General features: G+C 74.4%; 14 protein-coding genes, 1 other RNA gene and 2 pseudogenes. 10 read left to right on the top strand and 7 right to left on the bottom strand.

Annotated elements, in window-relative coordinates:
• Positions 1–1,037 (top strand): histidine phosphatase family protein (locus ABTZ91_RS33575; RefSeq protein WP_352081027.1); only part of this gene is annotated, 1,037 nt, incomplete at its 5' end.
• 3 nt (positions 1,038–1,040) lie between these two features.
• A pseudogene (locus ABTZ91_RS33570) lies at positions 1,041–1,814 on the top strand (GNAT family N-acetyltransferase); the annotation flags it as partial.
• 47 nt (positions 1,815–1,861) lie between these two features.
• Here ABTZ91_RS33570 and eda read toward each other — a convergent pair.
• Positions 1,862–2,533 (bottom strand): bifunctional 4-hydroxy-2-oxoglutarate aldolase/2-dehydro-3-deoxy-phosphogluconate aldolase, encoded by a 672-nt coding sequence (gene eda / locus ABTZ91_RS33565; RefSeq protein WP_352081026.1) that lies wholly within the window; start codon positions 2,531–2,533, stop codon positions 1,862–1,864.
• A 391-nt stretch (positions 2,534–2,924) separates the two neighbouring features.
• The gene (yaaA, locus tag ABTZ91_RS33560; protein WP_352081025.1) at positions 2,925–3,692 is read right to left on the bottom strand and encodes a peroxide stress protein YaaA; all 768 of its coding nucleotides are present in this window, start codon (positions 3,690–3,692) and stop codon (positions 2,925–2,927) included.
• A 348-nt stretch (positions 3,693–4,040) separates the two neighbouring features.
• Between yaaA and ABTZ91_RS33555 the strand changes: the two genes are divergently transcribed.
• Positions 4,041–5,498, top strand: coding sequence for an RNB domain-containing ribonuclease (locus tag ABTZ91_RS33555; RefSeq protein WP_352081024.1), 1,458 nt, complete (start codon positions 4,041–4,043; stop codon positions 5,496–5,498).
• On the opposite strand, the gene ABTZ91_RS33550 is transcribed toward ABTZ91_RS33555, so the two are convergent.
• Both ABTZ91_RS33550 and ABTZ91_RS33545 read right to left on the bottom strand, forming a co-directional pair.
• Entirely contained in the window at positions 5,440–6,279 is an 840-nt protein-coding gene (locus ABTZ91_RS33550; protein ID WP_352081023.1) for a hypothetical protein, read from the bottom strand. The two genes, ABTZ91_RS33555 and ABTZ91_RS33550, sit on opposite strands and share 59 nt — an antisense overlap.
• Positions 6,276–7,025 carry a MerR family transcriptional regulator gene (locus ABTZ91_RS33545; protein WP_352081022.1) on the bottom strand — a complete coding sequence of 250 codons (750 nt, stop codon included), beginning with the start codon at positions 7,023–7,025 and terminating at the stop codon, positions 6,276–6,278. Before ABTZ91_RS33545 ends, ABTZ91_RS33550 begins: the two co-directional genes overlap by 4 nt.
• Before the next feature lie 134 nt (positions 7,026–7,159).
• Here ABTZ91_RS33545 and ABTZ91_RS33540 point away from each other — a divergent pair, with 134 nt between their 5' ends.
• Together ABTZ91_RS33540 and rnpB are read left to right on the top strand one after the other, a co-directional pair.
• Positions 7,160–7,738 (top strand): Uma2 family endonuclease, encoded by a 579-nt coding sequence (locus ABTZ91_RS33540; RefSeq protein WP_352081021.1) that lies wholly within the window; start codon positions 7,160–7,162, stop codon positions 7,736–7,738.
• A gap of 78 nt (positions 7,739–7,816) precedes the next feature.
• An RNA gene (gene rnpB, locus ABTZ91_RS33535) (RNase P RNA component class A) lies at positions 7,817–8,215 on the top strand.
• Between the two features lie 214 nt (positions 8,216–8,429).
• Here rnpB and ABTZ91_RS33530 read toward each other — a convergent pair.
• The gene (locus tag ABTZ91_RS33530; RefSeq protein WP_352081020.1) at positions 8,430–8,726 is read right to left on the bottom strand and encodes a DUF6087 family protein; all 297 of its coding nucleotides are present in this window, start codon (positions 8,724–8,726) and stop codon (positions 8,430–8,432) included.
• Between the two features lie 35 nt (positions 8,727–8,761).
• Here ABTZ91_RS33530 and ABTZ91_RS33525 point away from each other — a divergent pair.
• Both ABTZ91_RS33525 and ABTZ91_RS33520 read left to right on the top strand, forming a co-directional pair.
• Positions 8,762–9,202 (top strand): annotated as a pseudogene (locus ABTZ91_RS33525) (hypothetical protein); the annotation flags it as partial.
• Positions 9,203–9,253: 51 nt separating this feature from the next.
• Positions 9,254–9,586, top strand: a complete 333-nt coding sequence (locus tag ABTZ91_RS33520; protein ID WP_352081019.1) for a nuclear transport factor 2 family protein — start codon at positions 9,254–9,256, stop codon at positions 9,584–9,586.
• 307 nt (positions 9,587–9,893) lie between these two features.
• Here ABTZ91_RS33520 and ABTZ91_RS33515 read toward each other — a convergent pair whose 3' ends face one another.
• A complete protein-coding gene (locus tag ABTZ91_RS33515) occupies positions 9,894–10,685 on the bottom strand; it encodes an SDR family oxidoreductase (protein WP_352081018.1) in 792 nt (263 codons plus the stop codon).
• Between the two features lie 134 nt (positions 10,686–10,819).
• On the opposite strand from ABTZ91_RS33515, the gene ABTZ91_RS33510 reads away from it, so the two are divergent.
• From ABTZ91_RS33510 to ABTZ91_RS33500, 3 genes are all read left to right on the top strand, one after another.
• A complete protein-coding gene (locus ABTZ91_RS33510) occupies positions 10,820–12,469 on the top strand; it encodes an alkaline phosphatase D family protein (protein ID WP_352081017.1) in 1,650 nt (549 codons plus the stop codon).
• An 81-nt stretch (positions 12,470–12,550) separates the two neighbouring features.
• Positions 12,551–13,825 carry a multidrug effflux MFS transporter gene (locus ABTZ91_RS33505; protein ID WP_352081016.1) on the top strand — a complete coding sequence of 425 codons (1,275 nt, stop codon included), beginning with the start codon at positions 12,551–12,553 and terminating at the stop codon, positions 13,823–13,825.
• A gap of 63 nt (positions 13,826–13,888) precedes the next feature.
• A complete protein-coding gene (locus ABTZ91_RS33500) occupies positions 13,889–14,866 on the top strand; it encodes a small ribosomal subunit Rsm22 family protein (protein WP_352081015.1) in 978 nt (325 codons plus the stop codon).
• Between the two features lie 120 nt (positions 14,867–14,986).
• On the opposite strand, the gene ABTZ91_RS33495 is transcribed toward ABTZ91_RS33500, so the two are convergent.
• On the bottom strand, positions 14,987–16,003 hold a 1,017-nt coding region (locus tag ABTZ91_RS33495), incomplete at its 5' end, for an IS701 family transposase (protein WP_352081014.1).

The following is a 16,003-nucleotide window of genomic DNA, read 5'->3' as shown; positions in this document are numbered from 1 at the left end:
GCGCGGCGCGGGCCCGGGCGGCGCTGGCCGGCTCGGGAGCGGGTGCGGGTGCGGCAGCGGGTGTCCGGTCCGGGCGGCCGGAGCCCGAGGCTCAGCCCCAGCCCGAGGCCGAGCCCGAGGGGCTGTTCCGCGCGTCCCTGGCCACGGCGGCGACGGCCGACCGCCAGGCGGCGGGCGCGGCGGCGACCGGCGACTTCGAGGCCGAGGCGGCCCACCCCGCGGCGCAGCCGCCCGTAGCGCAGGCGCCCGTAGCGCAGGCGCCCGTGGCACGGACGTCTGTGGCACAGCCGCCCGTAGCGCAGACGCCCATGACGCAGCCGCCCCTGGCACGGACGTCCGTGGCGCAGACCTCCGCGGCACAGCCGACCGTGGCACAGCCGCCCGTGACGCAGGGGTGGTCCGGGCCCGACATGGGGGCGCCGGCCACGTTCGTGCTGCTGCGGCACGGCGAGACGGCGCTGACGCCCGAGAAGCGGTTCTCGGGGAGCGGGGGCAGCGACCCCGAACTGTCCCCGGCCGGCCGACGGCAGGCCGAGGCCGTGGCCTCGGCGCTCGCGGCGCGCGGCACCATCCAGGAGGTCATCAGCTCGCCCCTCACCCGTTGCCGCCAGACCGCCGAGACCGTCGCCGCCCGCCTGGGCCTGGACGTGCGGATCGAACACGGGCTGCGCGAGACCGACTTCGGCGCCTGGGAGGGACTGACCTTCGCCGAGGTTCGCGAGCGCTACAAGGACGACCTCGACGCCTGGCTCGCCTCCCCGAAGGCCGCGCCCACCGGCGGCGGCGAGAGCTTCGCGACCGTCTCCCGCCGCGTCGCCGCCACCCGCGACCGGCTGACCGCCGCCCACCCCGGCCGCACGGTCCTCCTCGTCACCCACGTCACCCCCATCAAGACCCTGATCCGCCTCGCCCTCGGCGCCCCACCGGAATCCCTCTTCCGCATGGAACTCTCGGCGGCCTCCCTCTCGGCGGTGGCCTACTACGCCGACGGCAACGCCTCCGTCCGTCTCCTGAACGACACGTCGCACCTGCGGTAGCCCATGCCCACCTCCAGGCCGCGGCGCTGGCACTTCACCCGGGATCCGGACGCCTTCCGGCGCGTCGCCCAGCGGTGCCTGGAGGGGGACGCGGCGCGGAACACCTTGTTGCTCACCCAGCTCGACGTGCCGGGGCTGCGGGGCTGGTGGGGCGAGCCCCGCGACGGTGAGTCGGGAGATCCGGCCGAGACCCGCGACGGCGTGCTGGGGACCTGTCAGCTCCTCGGTGAACCGGGGGTGTTGGTGCTCGGGGCGATGCCGGAGGACGCGGCCCGGGAACTCGCGGGGCGGTTGCCCGATGAGGACCGGGTGACCCTGGTGCGGGGCGAGACCGGAGCCGTCGAGGCGTATGTCGACGCGAACGTCGACGCGTGCGGGCGGGAGGTCCTGGGCACGCGCCGGATGCGGCTGTTCCGGCTCGGTGAGCTGACGCCGCCCGACCCGGCGCCGCCGGGGCGCGACCGGATCGCGGGGCCGGAGGACCTGCGCGGGGCGGTCGCGTGGATGCGGGAGTTCGCCCGGGACATCGGCGAGGACCCGGACGCCGACTACACGGCGAACGCCGCGGCCCGGATCGCCGAAGGCCGCCTCCGCCTCTGGGAGGCCGACGGGGAGCCCGTCGCGATGGCGAGCGTCTCGCGGCTCGTCGCCGGCCAGGCGCGCGTCTCGCCGGTCTACACCCCGCCCCCCCACCGTGCCCGCGGCTACGGCGGCGCCGTGACCGCCGCCGTCAGCCGCGCCGCCCTCGACGCGGGCGCCGCCGAGGTCCTGCTCTTCGCCGACCTGGCCAACCCCACCAGCAACGCGCTCTACCAGCGGCTCGGCTACCGGCCCCTCGCCGACCACACCGCCGTCGAGCTCGGTCGGCCGGAGGCGGCAAGCCCGGACGCCTCGCGGGCCAGCTCCTCCACCCGGCCCCAGTCGCGGGCCGCCAGCGCGTCCACCGGCAGCATCCACGTACCGCCGACGCAGGCGACGTTCGGCAACGCGAGGTAGGACGGCGCCGAGCCGGCGGAGATGCCGCCGGTCGGGCAGAAACGGGCCCCGGGGAGCGGTCCGGCGAGGGACTTCAGATACGGGACGCCGCCCGCCGCCTCCGCCGGGAAGAACTTCATGTCCGACACCCCGCGTTCGAGCAGCGCCACGACCTCCGAGGCCGTGGACACGCCGGGCAGGAACGGCACGCCGGCGGCCTCCATGGCGTCCAGCAGCCCCGCCGTCCACCCCGGGCTCACCAGGAAGCGCGCGCCCGCCCCCACCGCCTGCGCGACCCCCGCCGCCGAGACGACGGTGCCCGCGCCCACGACCGCTTCCGGGACCTCCGCCGCGACCGCCCGGATCGCGTCGAGCGCGGCGGGCGTGCGCAGCGTCACCTCGATCGCCGGCAGCCCCCCGGCCACCAGGGCCCGGGCCAGCGGCACCGCGTCGGCCGCGTCCTCGATCACGACGACCGGGACGACGGGGGCGGCGGGGGCGAGGTCGAACAGGCTCGGCATGGCGCCATCCTGCCGACGGCGAGCGGGACGTGCAATGCGCGTTGCGCATGCTGCAACGACGATGTGGAGTGCCGCCCACAGCGGTACCCGAGCGAAAACCGCGCAGCACCCGAGCGGCCCCCATGGAGCCCCCCGGGGAAGCCCCCGCCACACGCCCCCGAAGCGGCTCCAACGGAGCCCCCGGACGGCCCTGAAGCGGCGCCCCACGCCCGAAGCGGCGCGCGGGCCGCACCCGCGCCGGCCGGCGGCGGCAGGCCCTCAGGCGCCGCCCCCCCCCACGCCCGAAGGCGCGCGAGCGGCACCCCGCGCCGGCCAGCTGCGGCAGGCCCTCAGGCCCCCCAGGCCCCTCAGGCCCTCAGGCCCCCAGGCCCCTCAGCCCGTCAGGCCCCCCTCAGTGGATCTCGTCCACCAGCACGTCCAGCGCCCCCGCCTTGCCGCCCTCCTCCACCGCGTACCCCAGCTCCCGCAGCGCTTCCACCAGCTCCGCCCGGCCCGCCGGCTCCGCGCCCGCCTCCAGCAGGCTGCGCACGATCCGGCCCTTGGTCGCCTTGTTGAAGTGGCTCACCACCTTCCGCGTCGGCGCGTGCAGCACCCGTACCGTCGCCGTCCGCTCCGCCACCTCGCCCTTCGGCTTCCACGCCGCCGCGTACGCCGACGACCGCAGATCGAGCACCAGGCCGTCGCCCGCCGCCTCCGGCATGACCGACGCCATCGCTCCCCGCCAGTGCGCGCCGAGCGCCCCGAGCCCGGGCAGCTTCACCCCCATCGAGCAGCGGTACGACGGAATCCGGTCTCCCACCCGCACCGCGCCCCACAGCCCGGAGAACACCAGCAGCGAACGCTCGGCGCGCTCCCGGGCCGCCGCGTCGAGCGTGGCCAGACCCAGCGCGTCGTACAGCACCCCGGTGTAGATCTCCCCGGCGGGCCGCGCCCCGGCCGTCCGCAGCTCCGCGTTCTTGGCGACCTCGCCGCGCAGCCCCTCGCTCAGACCCAGCACCTCACGCGCCTTCTCCTCGTCGGAGACGCACAGCTCCACCAGCTCGTCGAGGACCGCCGCCCGCGCCTGCGCGAGCCCCGGCAACGACAGTGACTCCGGCTTGAGCGGCGCCCCGGGCCCCGAGGGGGCCTTGCCTTCGGAGGGCGGCAACAGGACGAGCACGGCGGTTCTCCTTCGTACGTACGGGGTGGGGGTGCGGCCCCGGGGAGCCGTGAGGGTCCGGCTCCGAAGAGCCAGCGTACGAGGTGCCGACAAGCCGCCGTCCGAGGCGGCCCACGAGGCCCCGACCAGCCCGCGTACGACGTGCCGGTGAAGCGGCGTACGAGCCGCCGACCCCCCCCGTACGAGCCGCCGACCCCCCCGTACGAGGTGCCCCGATCACCCCGCGTACGAGCCGCCGACGAGCCCCCGTCCGAGGCGGCCCACGAGGCCCCGACCAGCCCCCGTACGAGCCGCCGACCACCCCCCGTACGAGGTGCCGACCCCCCGGCCGCGGCCTACGCTCGGTCCATGCCCCGCCGCCACGTCCACGTGACCGCCCCGGCCGACGACCCGCTGCGGGCCGCCCTGCGCGCGCTCCGTACCGAGCTGGGGATCCCCGTCGGCTTCCCGCCCGCCGTCCTCGCCGAGGCCGAGGAGGCCGCCAGGACGCCGCCGCACGCACCGGACGACCGGGAGGACGCCACCGACCTCCCCTTCCTCACCATCGACCCGCCGACCTCCCGGGACCTCGACCAGGCCATGCACCTGACCCGCCGGGCCGGCGGCGGCTACCGGGTCCACTACGCCATCGCCGACGTCGCCGCCTTCGTCACCCCCGGCGGGGCCGTCGACGCCGAGGCGCACCGCCGGGCGACCACCCTCTACCTCCCCGACGGCAAGGTCCCGCTGCACCCCGCCGTCCTGTCCGAGGGCGCCGCCAGCCTCCTGCCCGGCAGCACCGTGCCCGCCCTGCTGTGGCGCATCGACCTCGACGCCGACGGCCGCACCGTCGCCACCGACGTCCGCCGCGCCCTCGTCCGCAGCCGCGCCCGGCTCGACTACGCGGGCGCCCAGGCCGAGATCGACGCCGGCACCGCCGAGGAGCCGCTCGCGCTCCTCCCGTACGTCGGCCGGCTCCGCGAGGCCCTGGAGATCGAACGCGGCGGCATCTCCCTCAACGTCCCCGAGCAGGAGATCGCCGAGACCGGCGACGGCACCTACACCCTCCACTACCGCGCCCCGCTGCCCGTCGACGGCTGGAACGCCCAGATCTCCCTGCTCACCGGCATGGCCGCGGCCGACCTCATGGTCGCCGCCGGCACCGGGATCCTGCGCACCCTGCCGCCCGCCCCGGACGGCGCCGTCGCGCGGCTGCGCCGTTCCGCCAAGGCCCTCGGGATCGACTGGCCGCACCACGTCTCGTACGCGGCGCTCATCCGCTCGCTCGACCCGCGCCACACCCGTCACGCCGCCTTCCTCCAGGACGCGACCACCCTCCTGCGCGGCTCCGACTACACGCCCTTCACCGGCGGGCACATCCCCTCGCCCGCCGTCCACGCCGCCGTCGCCGACGAGTACACCCACTGCACGGCGCCGCTGCGCCGGCTCGTCGACCGGTACGCGGGTGAACTGTGCCTCGCGGCCGTCGCGGGCACCGAGCCGCCCGAGTGGGTGCTCGGCGCGCTCGACGGACTGCCGGACGACATGGCGCGGGGCACCAGGCTCGCCAACACCGCCGAGCGGGAGTGCGTCGACATCGTCGAGGAGGCCCTGCTCAGCGGGCGGATCGGCGAGACCTTCGACTCCGTCGTCATCGACGTGAAGGAAAACGAACCGGACGTCGGCACCGTCCACCTGGAGGACCCGGCGGTGATCGGCCGGGTCCTGGCCGACGGGGCGGCCCTGCCGCTCGGCGAGCGGCTCCTGGTCAGGCTGACGCAGGCGGATCCTGCGCGACGGGCGAAGGTGCGGTTCGCACCCGCGTGAGGGCCCGCCCCAGCTCCCGTACGAGGGCGCCCGCGTCGTCCGCGTGCAGCCGTATCGTCGTCACGGGGCGGGGCGCGCCGAGCAGCCGGGGCGCGTCGACCGGTTCGGTGAGCTCCAGGGTGAGGGAGGTCTGCGAGCCGACCGCCAGGTTCAGCTCGCCCTCCGCCTTCTCGTGCGTGAAGAGCGTCTCGCGCCGCACGGCGGCGATCCGGTCAAGCGGGATCCACACGTCCACATGAGCCGCCTGCCGCACCCGCAGCGCCTCACCGGTCAGCACGTGCGGGCGGGTCACCGAGGCGGCGTGCAGACCGAGCACGAAGAGCACGGTGTACACGTCGAGGACGAGCATCACCGCGTGTGCCACCGGCAGGTCGGCGAGCAGATACGACATGCCGACCGTCTCCACCAGGCAGACGAAGGCGAAGCCGTACATCAGCGCCGCCTGGTCCCGGGCGTGCGGGAAGGCGAGCGCGCCCGGCCCGCCGACCCCGTGCGGTCGCCGCGCCACCCAGCGGACCAGGCTCGTCATCAGCCGCAGCTCGTGCCCGACGAGCCGCAGCACGGGCTCGGGCACCAGCCGGCGCAGCGCCTCCCGGGCGGAGAGCCCCCGCCGCCGCAGCCGGACCCACGCGACGCCGTGCGCGAGGAGCAGCAGCACGACGGCGGCCTCGGCGGCGGCGAGGACGGGCGGCGGGATCCGTACGCCGACGACGAGACAGATGACGAGGACGAGCTCGGCGGGCAGGAACGCGTACGCGAGCCAGGTCGCGGCCCTCTTCACGTCGTCCCCTCCGCCCGCTCGGACACCAGACGCAGCGCGAGCCGTACGGCGGCGGACTGCGCGGGCGCGAGGTCACCGAAGAACACGTCGGCGAGCCCGCCCTCGGGCACCGTCACGCCGGCCTCGTCCGGCAGGCACGCGGCGAGCGCCGCGGCGGCCTTGGCGATCCGCGGATCGTCGGGTCCGGCGTCGGCGAGGGCGTCGAGCAGGGCGTAGATCTCCGGCGCGTGCCCGGAGGCGTCGCGCATCAGCTCCATCAGCCGGACCCGCTCCGCCTCCGGCACGACGGAGTCGAGCAGGGTGAGCAGCTCCCGGTCCTTCACGGCCATCGGCGAGGCCGCCGCATCGCCGAGGTCGCCCAGCTCCGCGAGCAGCCCGGCCAGCTCCGGCGACACCGGCCCCTCGGCCGCCAGCCGCCCCTCCCGTGCCTGCGCCAGCAGCTCCGCGAGCCGCGCCCGCCGCTCCCGGATCACCCGCTCCTGCCGCGCCAGATCCGCGTCCAGCTCCCCGAGGACCTCCACGAGCTCCCTCCCCTCGTCCCCCGCGAGCACCTCCCGCACCTCGTCGAGCCCGAGCCCCAGCTCCACCAGCCGCCGAATCCGCGCCAGCACCACGGCGTCCCGGATCCCGTACTGCCGATACCCGTTCCCCTGCCGCGCCGGCTCGGCGAGCAGCCCGATCCGGTGGTAGTGCCGCACGGCCCGGGGGGTGACGCCGACGAGGGCGGCGATCTCTCCGATACGCATGCGTTCAGTAGAAACGTTGACGCTGCGACAAGGTCAAGGGCGCTTCGGGACCTGGTGGGGATCATGTGCCACGATCGAGGGAACGACGACCGATCCCAGGGACGGCGGGTGTCTCGATGTCCGACGATCACGGCATGACTGCCATGCCGCACGAGCCACTCACGCAGGAGGACATCCTGCTGGAGGGCTTCCTGGCGCTGGGCACGCCGGAGGGCTTCCGGGCGGAGCTGATCGAAGGGGAGATCGTCGTGACGCCGCCGCCGGACGGGGACCACGAGGACCACATCGGACTGATCGTCGACGAGATCCTGCGACGGTCGCAGACGCGGATGCAGTTCGCGGGGAACAAGGGGCTGACCTTGAAGGAGGTCCCTGACACCCCGAGGGACCACGTCATCCCGGACGGCACCTTCGCGCCCCGCGCCCGCCGCCTTTTCCGGGGCGCGGAGCCCTGGATGCCCTGTGACGGCGTCACCATGGTCCTGGAAGTCACCTCGACCCGCCCGAACAGGGACCGTGACGTCAAGCGCCGCTGCTACGCCCGTGGCGCCGTCCCCTTCTATCTGCTGGTGGACCGGGACGACTCCACCGTCACACTGTTCACCGACCCGGAGGACGGCGACTACCGGGAGCAGCACCGCGTGCCCTTCGGCAAACCCCTCCCGCTCCCCGACCCCTTCGGCTTCGACCTGGAGACCGCCGACTTCCTCTGACGCCCTCCGTTTCCTCCGGCCCGGCCCGGCCCGGCCCGGCCCGGCCTGAACGCCGGGTAGCATGGTCGGCACGGCAGACGAGCCGGGCGGACGGCCGCGTGGGGATTCTCGGATCCTCCCGAGGAACGTCCGGGCTCCACAGGGCAAGGTGGTGGCTAACGGCCACCCGGGGTGACCCGCGGGACAGTGCCACAGAAAACAGACCGCCGGGGACCTCGGTCCTCGGTAAGGGTGAAACGGTGGTGTAAGAGACCACCAGCGCCTGAGGTGACTCAGGCGGCTCGGTAAACCCCACCAGGAGCAAGGTCAAAAGGGGACACCTCGGTGTCCCTGCGCGGACGATCGAGGGCTGCCCGCCCGAGTCTGCGGGTAGACCGCACGAGGCCGGCGGCAACGCCGGTCCTAGATGGATGGCCGTCACCCCGACGACCGCGAGGTCCCGGGGTACAGAACCCGGCGTACAGCCCGACTCGTCTGCCCCTCAGGGCCTCTGACCAGCGAAACCGCAGGTCAGAGCCTCTTCTTCGGGGTGGATCGGCGGCCAACCTCACCCTGGTCCGTACCGGCTCAAACCGGACCTCGCCGCTACGAAGGTAGCCATGAAAGCAGCCACGCCGTGCGGCCTGATGTGGGTGGCGGCCGAGCCGGCGAGGCCCTCCGCGCTGGGAAACGGACGGGGACTCCCGTGGAGTCATCGGGGTGTCGGAGGCTTCCGATGTCTGCCGGTCCCGGGGCCGAGCCTCGGTGACGCTTCAGGAGTGGCGGCAGTCTCGGTGTGGGGAAACAGGACCCGCCGTGCTTCTGCGAGGTTCGCCGCGAAGCCGTGCGGCTCCCAAAGATGGCCGTTCCAGCGCTGGATTGCGCGGGGCGCATCGGGGTTCAGATGCGATGCCCTCGGGCCGTCGCCGGTCACGAGGGGTACGGCGCGGAGTTGCCCGATCCTCGCGTCGCGACGCTCGGCCCACTGGGAGAGCGGTTCGTCGTCCATGTCCGGAGAGTAGTGGGTCAGGTGATCCGGTGCTCCATTCGGAATTCATCGGCAAGAAGCTGGACGGGCTTCGGGGGCGTCTTGCCCCGCTCATGTCCGATGACCGAGTCTCGACCCTTGATCACCGAATCGCGGCCCTCGCCGACGCCCTCATCGGCGGCGGCCACCTGCCCGGCGAGGCACCGTCCGCCGATGCCGTCGCCTGCTGCCGCGACCGCGCGGGGATGGTGCCGACCACCGGCTTCTTCAATCTCGTCGGCGCCGACGGCGAGTGGATCTGGCACGAGGGCAACCCGTCCGACATCCCCCTGGTCGACGGGGTCCGGCTCGTCGTCCTCGACCCGCCCCCGTACGTCCGCACCTGGGACGCCGGGCGGTTCTTCCCCGGGATGACCGGTGAGCTGGTCCTCGAACGCGTCCTCGCGCCCGAGGAGTCGGCCGCGCTGCTCGCCCAGGTGGCCGAGCCCGTGCGCTGACGCGCGGCCCGGTTCCCGGCCCGACGGGGCGGGCCGGTGTACGGGTAGGGCATGACCTTTCCCGTGAACCGGCTCAGCGACCCCACCGTGCGGGCCTTCGTCGAGGCCCTCAACGCCAACGACCAGTCCGCCCTGTACGACCTCCTCGCCCCCGACGCCACCATGTCCGACGACGGGTCGGACCGGAACGTGCGGGAATGGCTCGACCGGGAGGTCTTCTCCTCCAACGGGCACATGGAGGTCGAGGACGAGACGGACGGCGGGCTCGGCCTCGTCGCCACCTACCGCAACGACACGTGGGGCGCCATGCGGACCGCCTGGCGCTTCACCGTCGAGGGCGGGAAGGTCACCCGCTTCGAGACGGGGCAGGCCTCCGCCGACTAGGACCCCCTCTCGCCCGCCCGCGTCCCGCCGGGCCGGACCCGAGCCGCCAGGCCCCGGGCGCGCGCGGTCCGCCGGACCGGCTGCCCCGGCCGGGCCCCGGTGGTCCTGCCCGGCCCGCCCCGGTCCGGTGGACCGGACCAGGCCCCGGCCCCCGGCCCCCCGGTCCGGCTCCCCGGACCACGTCCCGGCGGCCCCCCGGTCCCACCCCGGCCCCGGCTCCCCGGCCCCTGCGGTCCGGCCCGCCCCCGTCCGGCCGACCCGCTCCCCCGACCAAGCCCCGGTGCCCCCGCCAGGCCCGCCCGCCCCCTCACCCCCGTCCGATGTACGGCATCGTCGTCGCCATCACCGTCGCGAACTGCACGTTCGCCTCCAGCGGCAGGCCCGCCATGTGTACCACCGTCGCCGCCACGTCCGCCGCGTCCATCACCGGTTCCACCGCCAGCTCGCCGTTGGCCTGGAGGATGCCGGCCTGCATGCGTGCCGTCATGTCGGTCGCCGCGTTGCCGATGTCGATCTGGCCGCAGGCGATCCGGTACGGGCGGCCGTCGAGCGACAGGGACTTCGTCAGGCCCGTCATGGCGTGCTTCGTCGCCGTGTACGCGATCGAGTGCGGGCGGGGCACATGGGCCGAGATCGAGCCGTTGTTGATGATCCGGCCGCCCTGCGGGGACTGCTCCTTCATCGCCCGGAACGCGGCCTGCGCGCACAGGAACGCCCCCGTGAGGTTGACGTCCACGACCGCGCGCCAGGTCTCCGGGTCCAGGTCCTCCACCGGCACGCCGCCGCCCGCGAAGGTGCCCGCGTTGTTGAAGAGCAGGTCGACCCGGCCGAACCGGGCCCGTACCGCCGCGAAGAGGGCCGCGACCTGCTCGGCGGAGGTCACGTCCGTCGGGACGCACAGGACGTCCTCGGGCGGAAGGGCCGCGGCCGTCTCCTCCAGGGGCTCCCGGCGGCGGCCCGCGAGCGCCACCTTCCAGCCGGCCTCCGCGAGCGCCCGCGCCACGCTCCGGCCGATGCCGGACCCGGCTCCCGTCACCACCGCGACGCGCGAACCCGTATCCACGTCCATACCTCCGCCCGTACCCATGTCCGTGCTCATGGCCGCGCAGCGTACGGCAGACGCGTGCCCCATGAACTCATCCGTCCGACACGTGGATGTTCTGTACCCGACAACGTGAGGTCGTCCCGCGCCCTTGCAATGCGGACGGACAACATCCGTCAGGGGAGGGGCACATGACCATCACACACACCCGCCGCACCGACGCCTATGCGGCCGAACTCCGCGCGGCCGCGCGCCATTTCGGGCGCCGCCGCTTCCTCACCGTCACCGGTGCCGCCGCCGCGCTCGCCTTCGCCGTGAACCTCCCGGCGGCCGGCACGGCGGCAGCCGCCGAACTCGACGGCCGCCGCCTCGCCGAGGATCCGTTCACCCTGGGGGTGGCCTCCGGCGACCCGCTGCCGCACTCGGTCCTCCTGTGGACCCGGCTCGCCCCCCGCCCGTACGAGCCCGGCGGCGGCCTGCCCGCCGGCGCCCGGGTCGCCGTCGAGTGGGAGCTCGCCCACGACGAGCGCTTCCGCCGGGGCGTCCGGCGCGGCACCGCGACCGCGCACGCCGAGTTCGACCACACCGTCCACGTCGAGGTCGACGGCCTCGCCCCGGGCCGCGACCACTTCTACCGCTTCCGCGTCGGCGCCTGGACCAGCCCCGTCGGCCGCACCCGCACCGCGCCCGCCGCCGGCGCCCGGCCCGCCGCCGTGAAGCTCGCCGCCGTCTCCTGCCAGGCGTACCACGACGGCTACTTCACGGCCTACCGGCACCTCGCGGACGAGGACCTCGACGTCGTCTTCCACCTCGGCGACTACCTCTACGAGTACACCGTCAACGCCACCGGCGGCGCCCGCGCCTACACCGACCGCACGCTGCCGGACGTCTTCGACCGGGAGACCGTGACCCTGGAGGACTACCGGTTGCGCTACGCCCTCTACAAGAGCGACCCGGACCTCAGGGCCGCGCACGCCGCCCACCCCTTCGCCGTCACCTGGGACGACCACGAGACCGAGAACAACTACGCGGGCGGCATCCCCGAGAACGGCGTCCCGCCGGAGGAGTTCCTGATCCGCCGCGCCGCCGCCTACCGCGCCTACTGGGAGAACCAGCCGCTGCGCCGCCCCCAGCGGCCCACCGGCCCCGACATGCGGCTCTACCGGCGGCTGCGCTTCGGCCGGCTCGCCCAGTTCGACATCCTCGACACCCGCCAGTACCGCTCCGACCAGGCGTACGGCGACGGCTGGCAGACGCCCGGACCCGCGTCCGAGGACCCCTCGCGCACCCTCACCGGCGCCACCCAGGAGCGCTGGCTCCTCGACGGCTGGCGGGAGTCCCGCGCCACCTGGAACGTCGTGCCCCAGCAGGTCGTCTTCTCCGAGCGCCGCAGCCTGCCCACCGACGCGTACAAGGTCTCCATGGACTCCTGGGACGGCTATCCGGCCTCCCGGCAGCGCGTTCTCGCGGGCGCCGAGGCCGCCGGGATCGAGAACCTGATGGTGCTCACCGGTGACGTGCACGTCGCCTACGGCCTCGACATCAAGGCGGACTTCCGCGACCCGGCCTCCCGGACCGTCGGCACCGAGATCGTCACCACCTCCGTCAGCAGCGGGAGGAACGGCGCCGACCGGCCCGCCAACTACGACAACCTGACCCGCGCCAATCCCCACCTGCGCTTCTACAACGGCCGACGCGGATACGTCACGGTCGCCCTCACCGAGGACAGCGCCCGGGCCGACTTCCGCACGGTCGCCGCGGTCACCACGCCCGGCGCCCCGGTCGTCACGGCCGCCTCGTTCGTCACGGAGGCCGGACGGCCCGGCCTCACGCCGGCCTGACCCGCCGGCCCGCCCGGCCCGCATGACACGCGTAACCTACGGGAGGGATTCAGTCGAGGATTCAACGAAACGGAGCAGTCCATGGCGATACCGGAGAGCGGCCGGGCCACCACCACCGACGATCACATAGCGCCCGCACCGGTCGCCTCCGCACGGAGGGCCGGGCTGCTCGTCACCCTCGTCCTCGGCGGGCTCACCGCCCTCCCGCCGCTCTCCATGGACATGTACCTGCCGGCCCTGCCGGAGGTCACCGAGGCGCTGCGCTCACCCGCCGCCACCATCCAGCTCACCCTGACCGCCTGCCTCGCCGGCATGGCGCTCGGTCAGCTCGTCGTCGGTCCCATGAGCGACAGATGGGGCCGGCGGCGGCCGCTGCTCGTCGGCATGATCGTGTACGTCGTCGCCACCGCCGTCTGCGCCCTCGCCCCCTCCGCCGGACTCCTCGTCGGCTTCCGGCTCCTCCAGGGCCTCGCGGGCGCGGCCGGCATCGTGATCGCCCGCGCCGTCGTCCGCGACCTGTACGACGGCGTCGAGATGGCCCGGTTCTTCTCCACCCTCATGCTGATCTCCGGGGCCGCGCCCATCGTCGCCCCGCTCATCGGCGGCCAGATCCTGCGGATCACCGACTGGCGGGGCGTCTTCCACGTCCTCACCGGCGTCGGCATCGTCCTCACCCTGGTCGTCTGGCGCTTCCTCCACGAGACCCTGCCGCCCGAGCGGCGCCACACGGGCGGCGTCCGCGAGGCCCTGCGCACCATGCGCGGCCTCCTCGCCGACCGCGTCTTCACCGGCTACATGCTGGCCGGCGGCCTGGCCTTCGCGGCCCTCTTCGCCTACATCAGCGCCTCGCCCTTCGTCGTCCAGGAGATCTACGGCGCCTCCGCGCAGACCTTCAGCCTGCTCTTCGGGCTCAATTCGATCGGCCTGGTCGCCGTCGGCCAGATCAACGGCAAGCTCCTCGTCGGCCGGGTCAGCCTCGACAAGGTGCTCGGCTGGGGCCTCGCCGTCATCGTGCTCGCCGCCGCCGCGCTGCTCCTGATGACCAGCGGCGTCTTCGGCGATCCCGGACTCGTGGCCGTGTCCGCCGGGCTCTTCGTCCTGATGTCGGCCATGGGCCTCGCGATGCCCAACACCAATGCCCAGGCCCTGATGCGCACCCCGCACGCCGCCGGCTCCGCCTCGGCCCTGCTCGGCACCTCCTCCTTCCTCATCGGCGCCGTCGCCTCGCCCCTCGTCGGCATCGCGGGCGAGAGCACCGCCGTCCCCATGGCCGTCGTCCAGCTCGTCTGCGCCCTCGCCGCCCTCGCCTGCTTCCTGCTGATGTGCCGCCCCTGGCGCGCCGCCGAGACGGCCTGACCCCGGGGCGGAACGAGCTGCGCGGACGCGGGGGAGCCCCCGCTCGAACACTAGAATGTCGAGGTGAACGCCTCGCTTCCCTCCGCCGACACCCTGCGCACCGCGCTCGGCGCGGTCCTCGACGGACTGCCGCCCCGGCAGGCAGCGCAGGCCGTCGAGCGGCTGATCGCCAACTACCGGGGGGTCACCCCGACCGACGCGCCCGTGCTGCGCGACCGGTCCGACGTCGCCGCCTACGCCGCGTACCGGATGCCCGCCACCTTCGAAGCCGTACGGGGCGCCCTCGCGGCCCTCGCGGACGCGGCGCCCGTCTGGGCGCCGGCCACGCACACGGACATCGGCGGCGGAACCGGCGCGGCGAGCTGGGCGGTCGCCGAGGCGTGGGAGGGCGCCGCCCGCACCACCGTCCTGGACTGGGCCGAGCCGGCCCTGGCGATCGGCGCCGAGCTCGCCCGGGGCGTCTTCGACGCCGACTGGCGCCGCGAGCGGATCGGCGGGGCGCTGCGCCTGGCCGACACCGACCTGGTGACCGTCTCGTACGTCCTCAACGAGCTCACCGAGACGGACCGGACGGCGCTGGTCACCGAGGCCGCCCGGGCCGCGCGGGCGGTCGTGATCGTCGAGCCCGGCACCCCCGGCGGCTACGAGCGGATCATCGCCGCCCGCGGCCTGCTGATCGAGCACGGCTTCACCGTCGCCGCGCCCTGCCCGCACAGCGGCGCCTGCCCCATCGCGCCGGGCACCGACTGGTGCCACTTCGCGGCCCGGGTCAGCCGCTCGTCCCTGCACCGGAAGGTGAAGGGCGGCTCGCTGCCGTACGAGGACGAGAAGTACGCCTACGTGGCCGCCACCCGCTTCCCCGTGACCCCGGCGGCCTCCCGGGTGATCCGCAGGCCGCAGATCCGCAAGGGGCAGGTGCTCCTGGAGCTGTGCGGCCGGGACGGACTCGCGCGCGAGACGGTCACCAAGCGGCACGGCGCGCTCTACAAGGAGGCCAGGGACGCCGAGTGGGGCGACCCCTGGCCCCCCGCGGAGGACTAGTAGTGCTTCGTTAGGTTCTTCGTCTGGTTCTGCTGCGGGGCAGGCGGCGGCCGCAGGTGGTGCAGGTGCCGGTCCAGCACTGCAGCAGGTCCTGGAGCATGTCGAGGACCTGGTAGAAGGTCAGGCCGGCGTGTGGGCTTTTGGGTCGAGCCGCCGCAGGGTGAGGAAGGCCTGGGCGGCGGTGACGAGGGTGACGTGGTGGTGCCAGCCGCGCCAGGTGCGGCCCTCGAAATGGTCCAGGCCCAGGCCGTGCTTGAGCTCGCGGTAGTCGTGCTCGATGCGCCAGCGCATCTTCGCCCACCGCACCAGATCGGTGACCGGGGTGGTCGCGGGCAGGTTCGAGATCCAGTAGCCCGTCGGCGCGTCCTGGCCGTCAGGCCACTCGACCAGGAGGGTCCGTGCGGGCAGGACACCGTCCCACCGGTTGCGGCCGCCGCCCTCCTGCTGGGCCGCGGCCAGGGACTGCTTGCCCGCGGGCCGGACGGTCAGGACGGTGAACCGTGAGGTCATCGGACCTTTGCTGCCCTCCCGCCAGATCACCTCGGCGAACCGATCCGCACCAGCTTCTGCCGCCAGGACACCAACGGCTCGGGGCGGGGTGCGGTAGCGGGGCAGGGTCGGCGGCCCGAGCCCGCCATAAGCGGGCCGGTGCGGCTCGGCCTCTTCGACGTGGGCGACTTCCTTGCCGGACAGCGCGAGAACATAGGACAGCCCGCGTTCCTCCAGACCGATCCGGAACGGGGTGCTGACGCCGTACCCCGCGTCGGCGACCACCACCGGCGCTTCCAGCTCCCCGTCGGCGAGCGTGTCCAGCAGACCGAGCGCCAGGCGCCACTTCTCCTGGTGGACAACGGCATTGTCCGGCACCCCGGCCCTGCGGCAGCGGTCCGGCGCCTCCGTCCATTCCCGCGGCAGATACAACTGCCACTCCAGCGGGCACGAGGCGGTGTCGGTGGCGGCATGGACACTGACCGCGACCTGGCAGTTCGCCCGCTTCCCGAGCGCTCCGCAGTACTGCCGGGCCACCCCCACCGAAGCGGTTCCGCACTTGGGGAACGACACGTCGTCGATCACCCACACCTCCGGGCGGATCGCTTTGCAGAGCCGCCCGGCGATCCGCCGCCGCACCGGCAGCGG

It is taken from the genome of Streptomyces sp. NPDC126499 (assembly GCF_040302485.1).
Lineage (GTDB): Bacteria > Actinomycetota > Actinomycetes > Streptomycetales > Streptomycetaceae > Streptomyces.
This window is presented reverse-complemented; position numbering and strand designations above follow the sequence as displayed.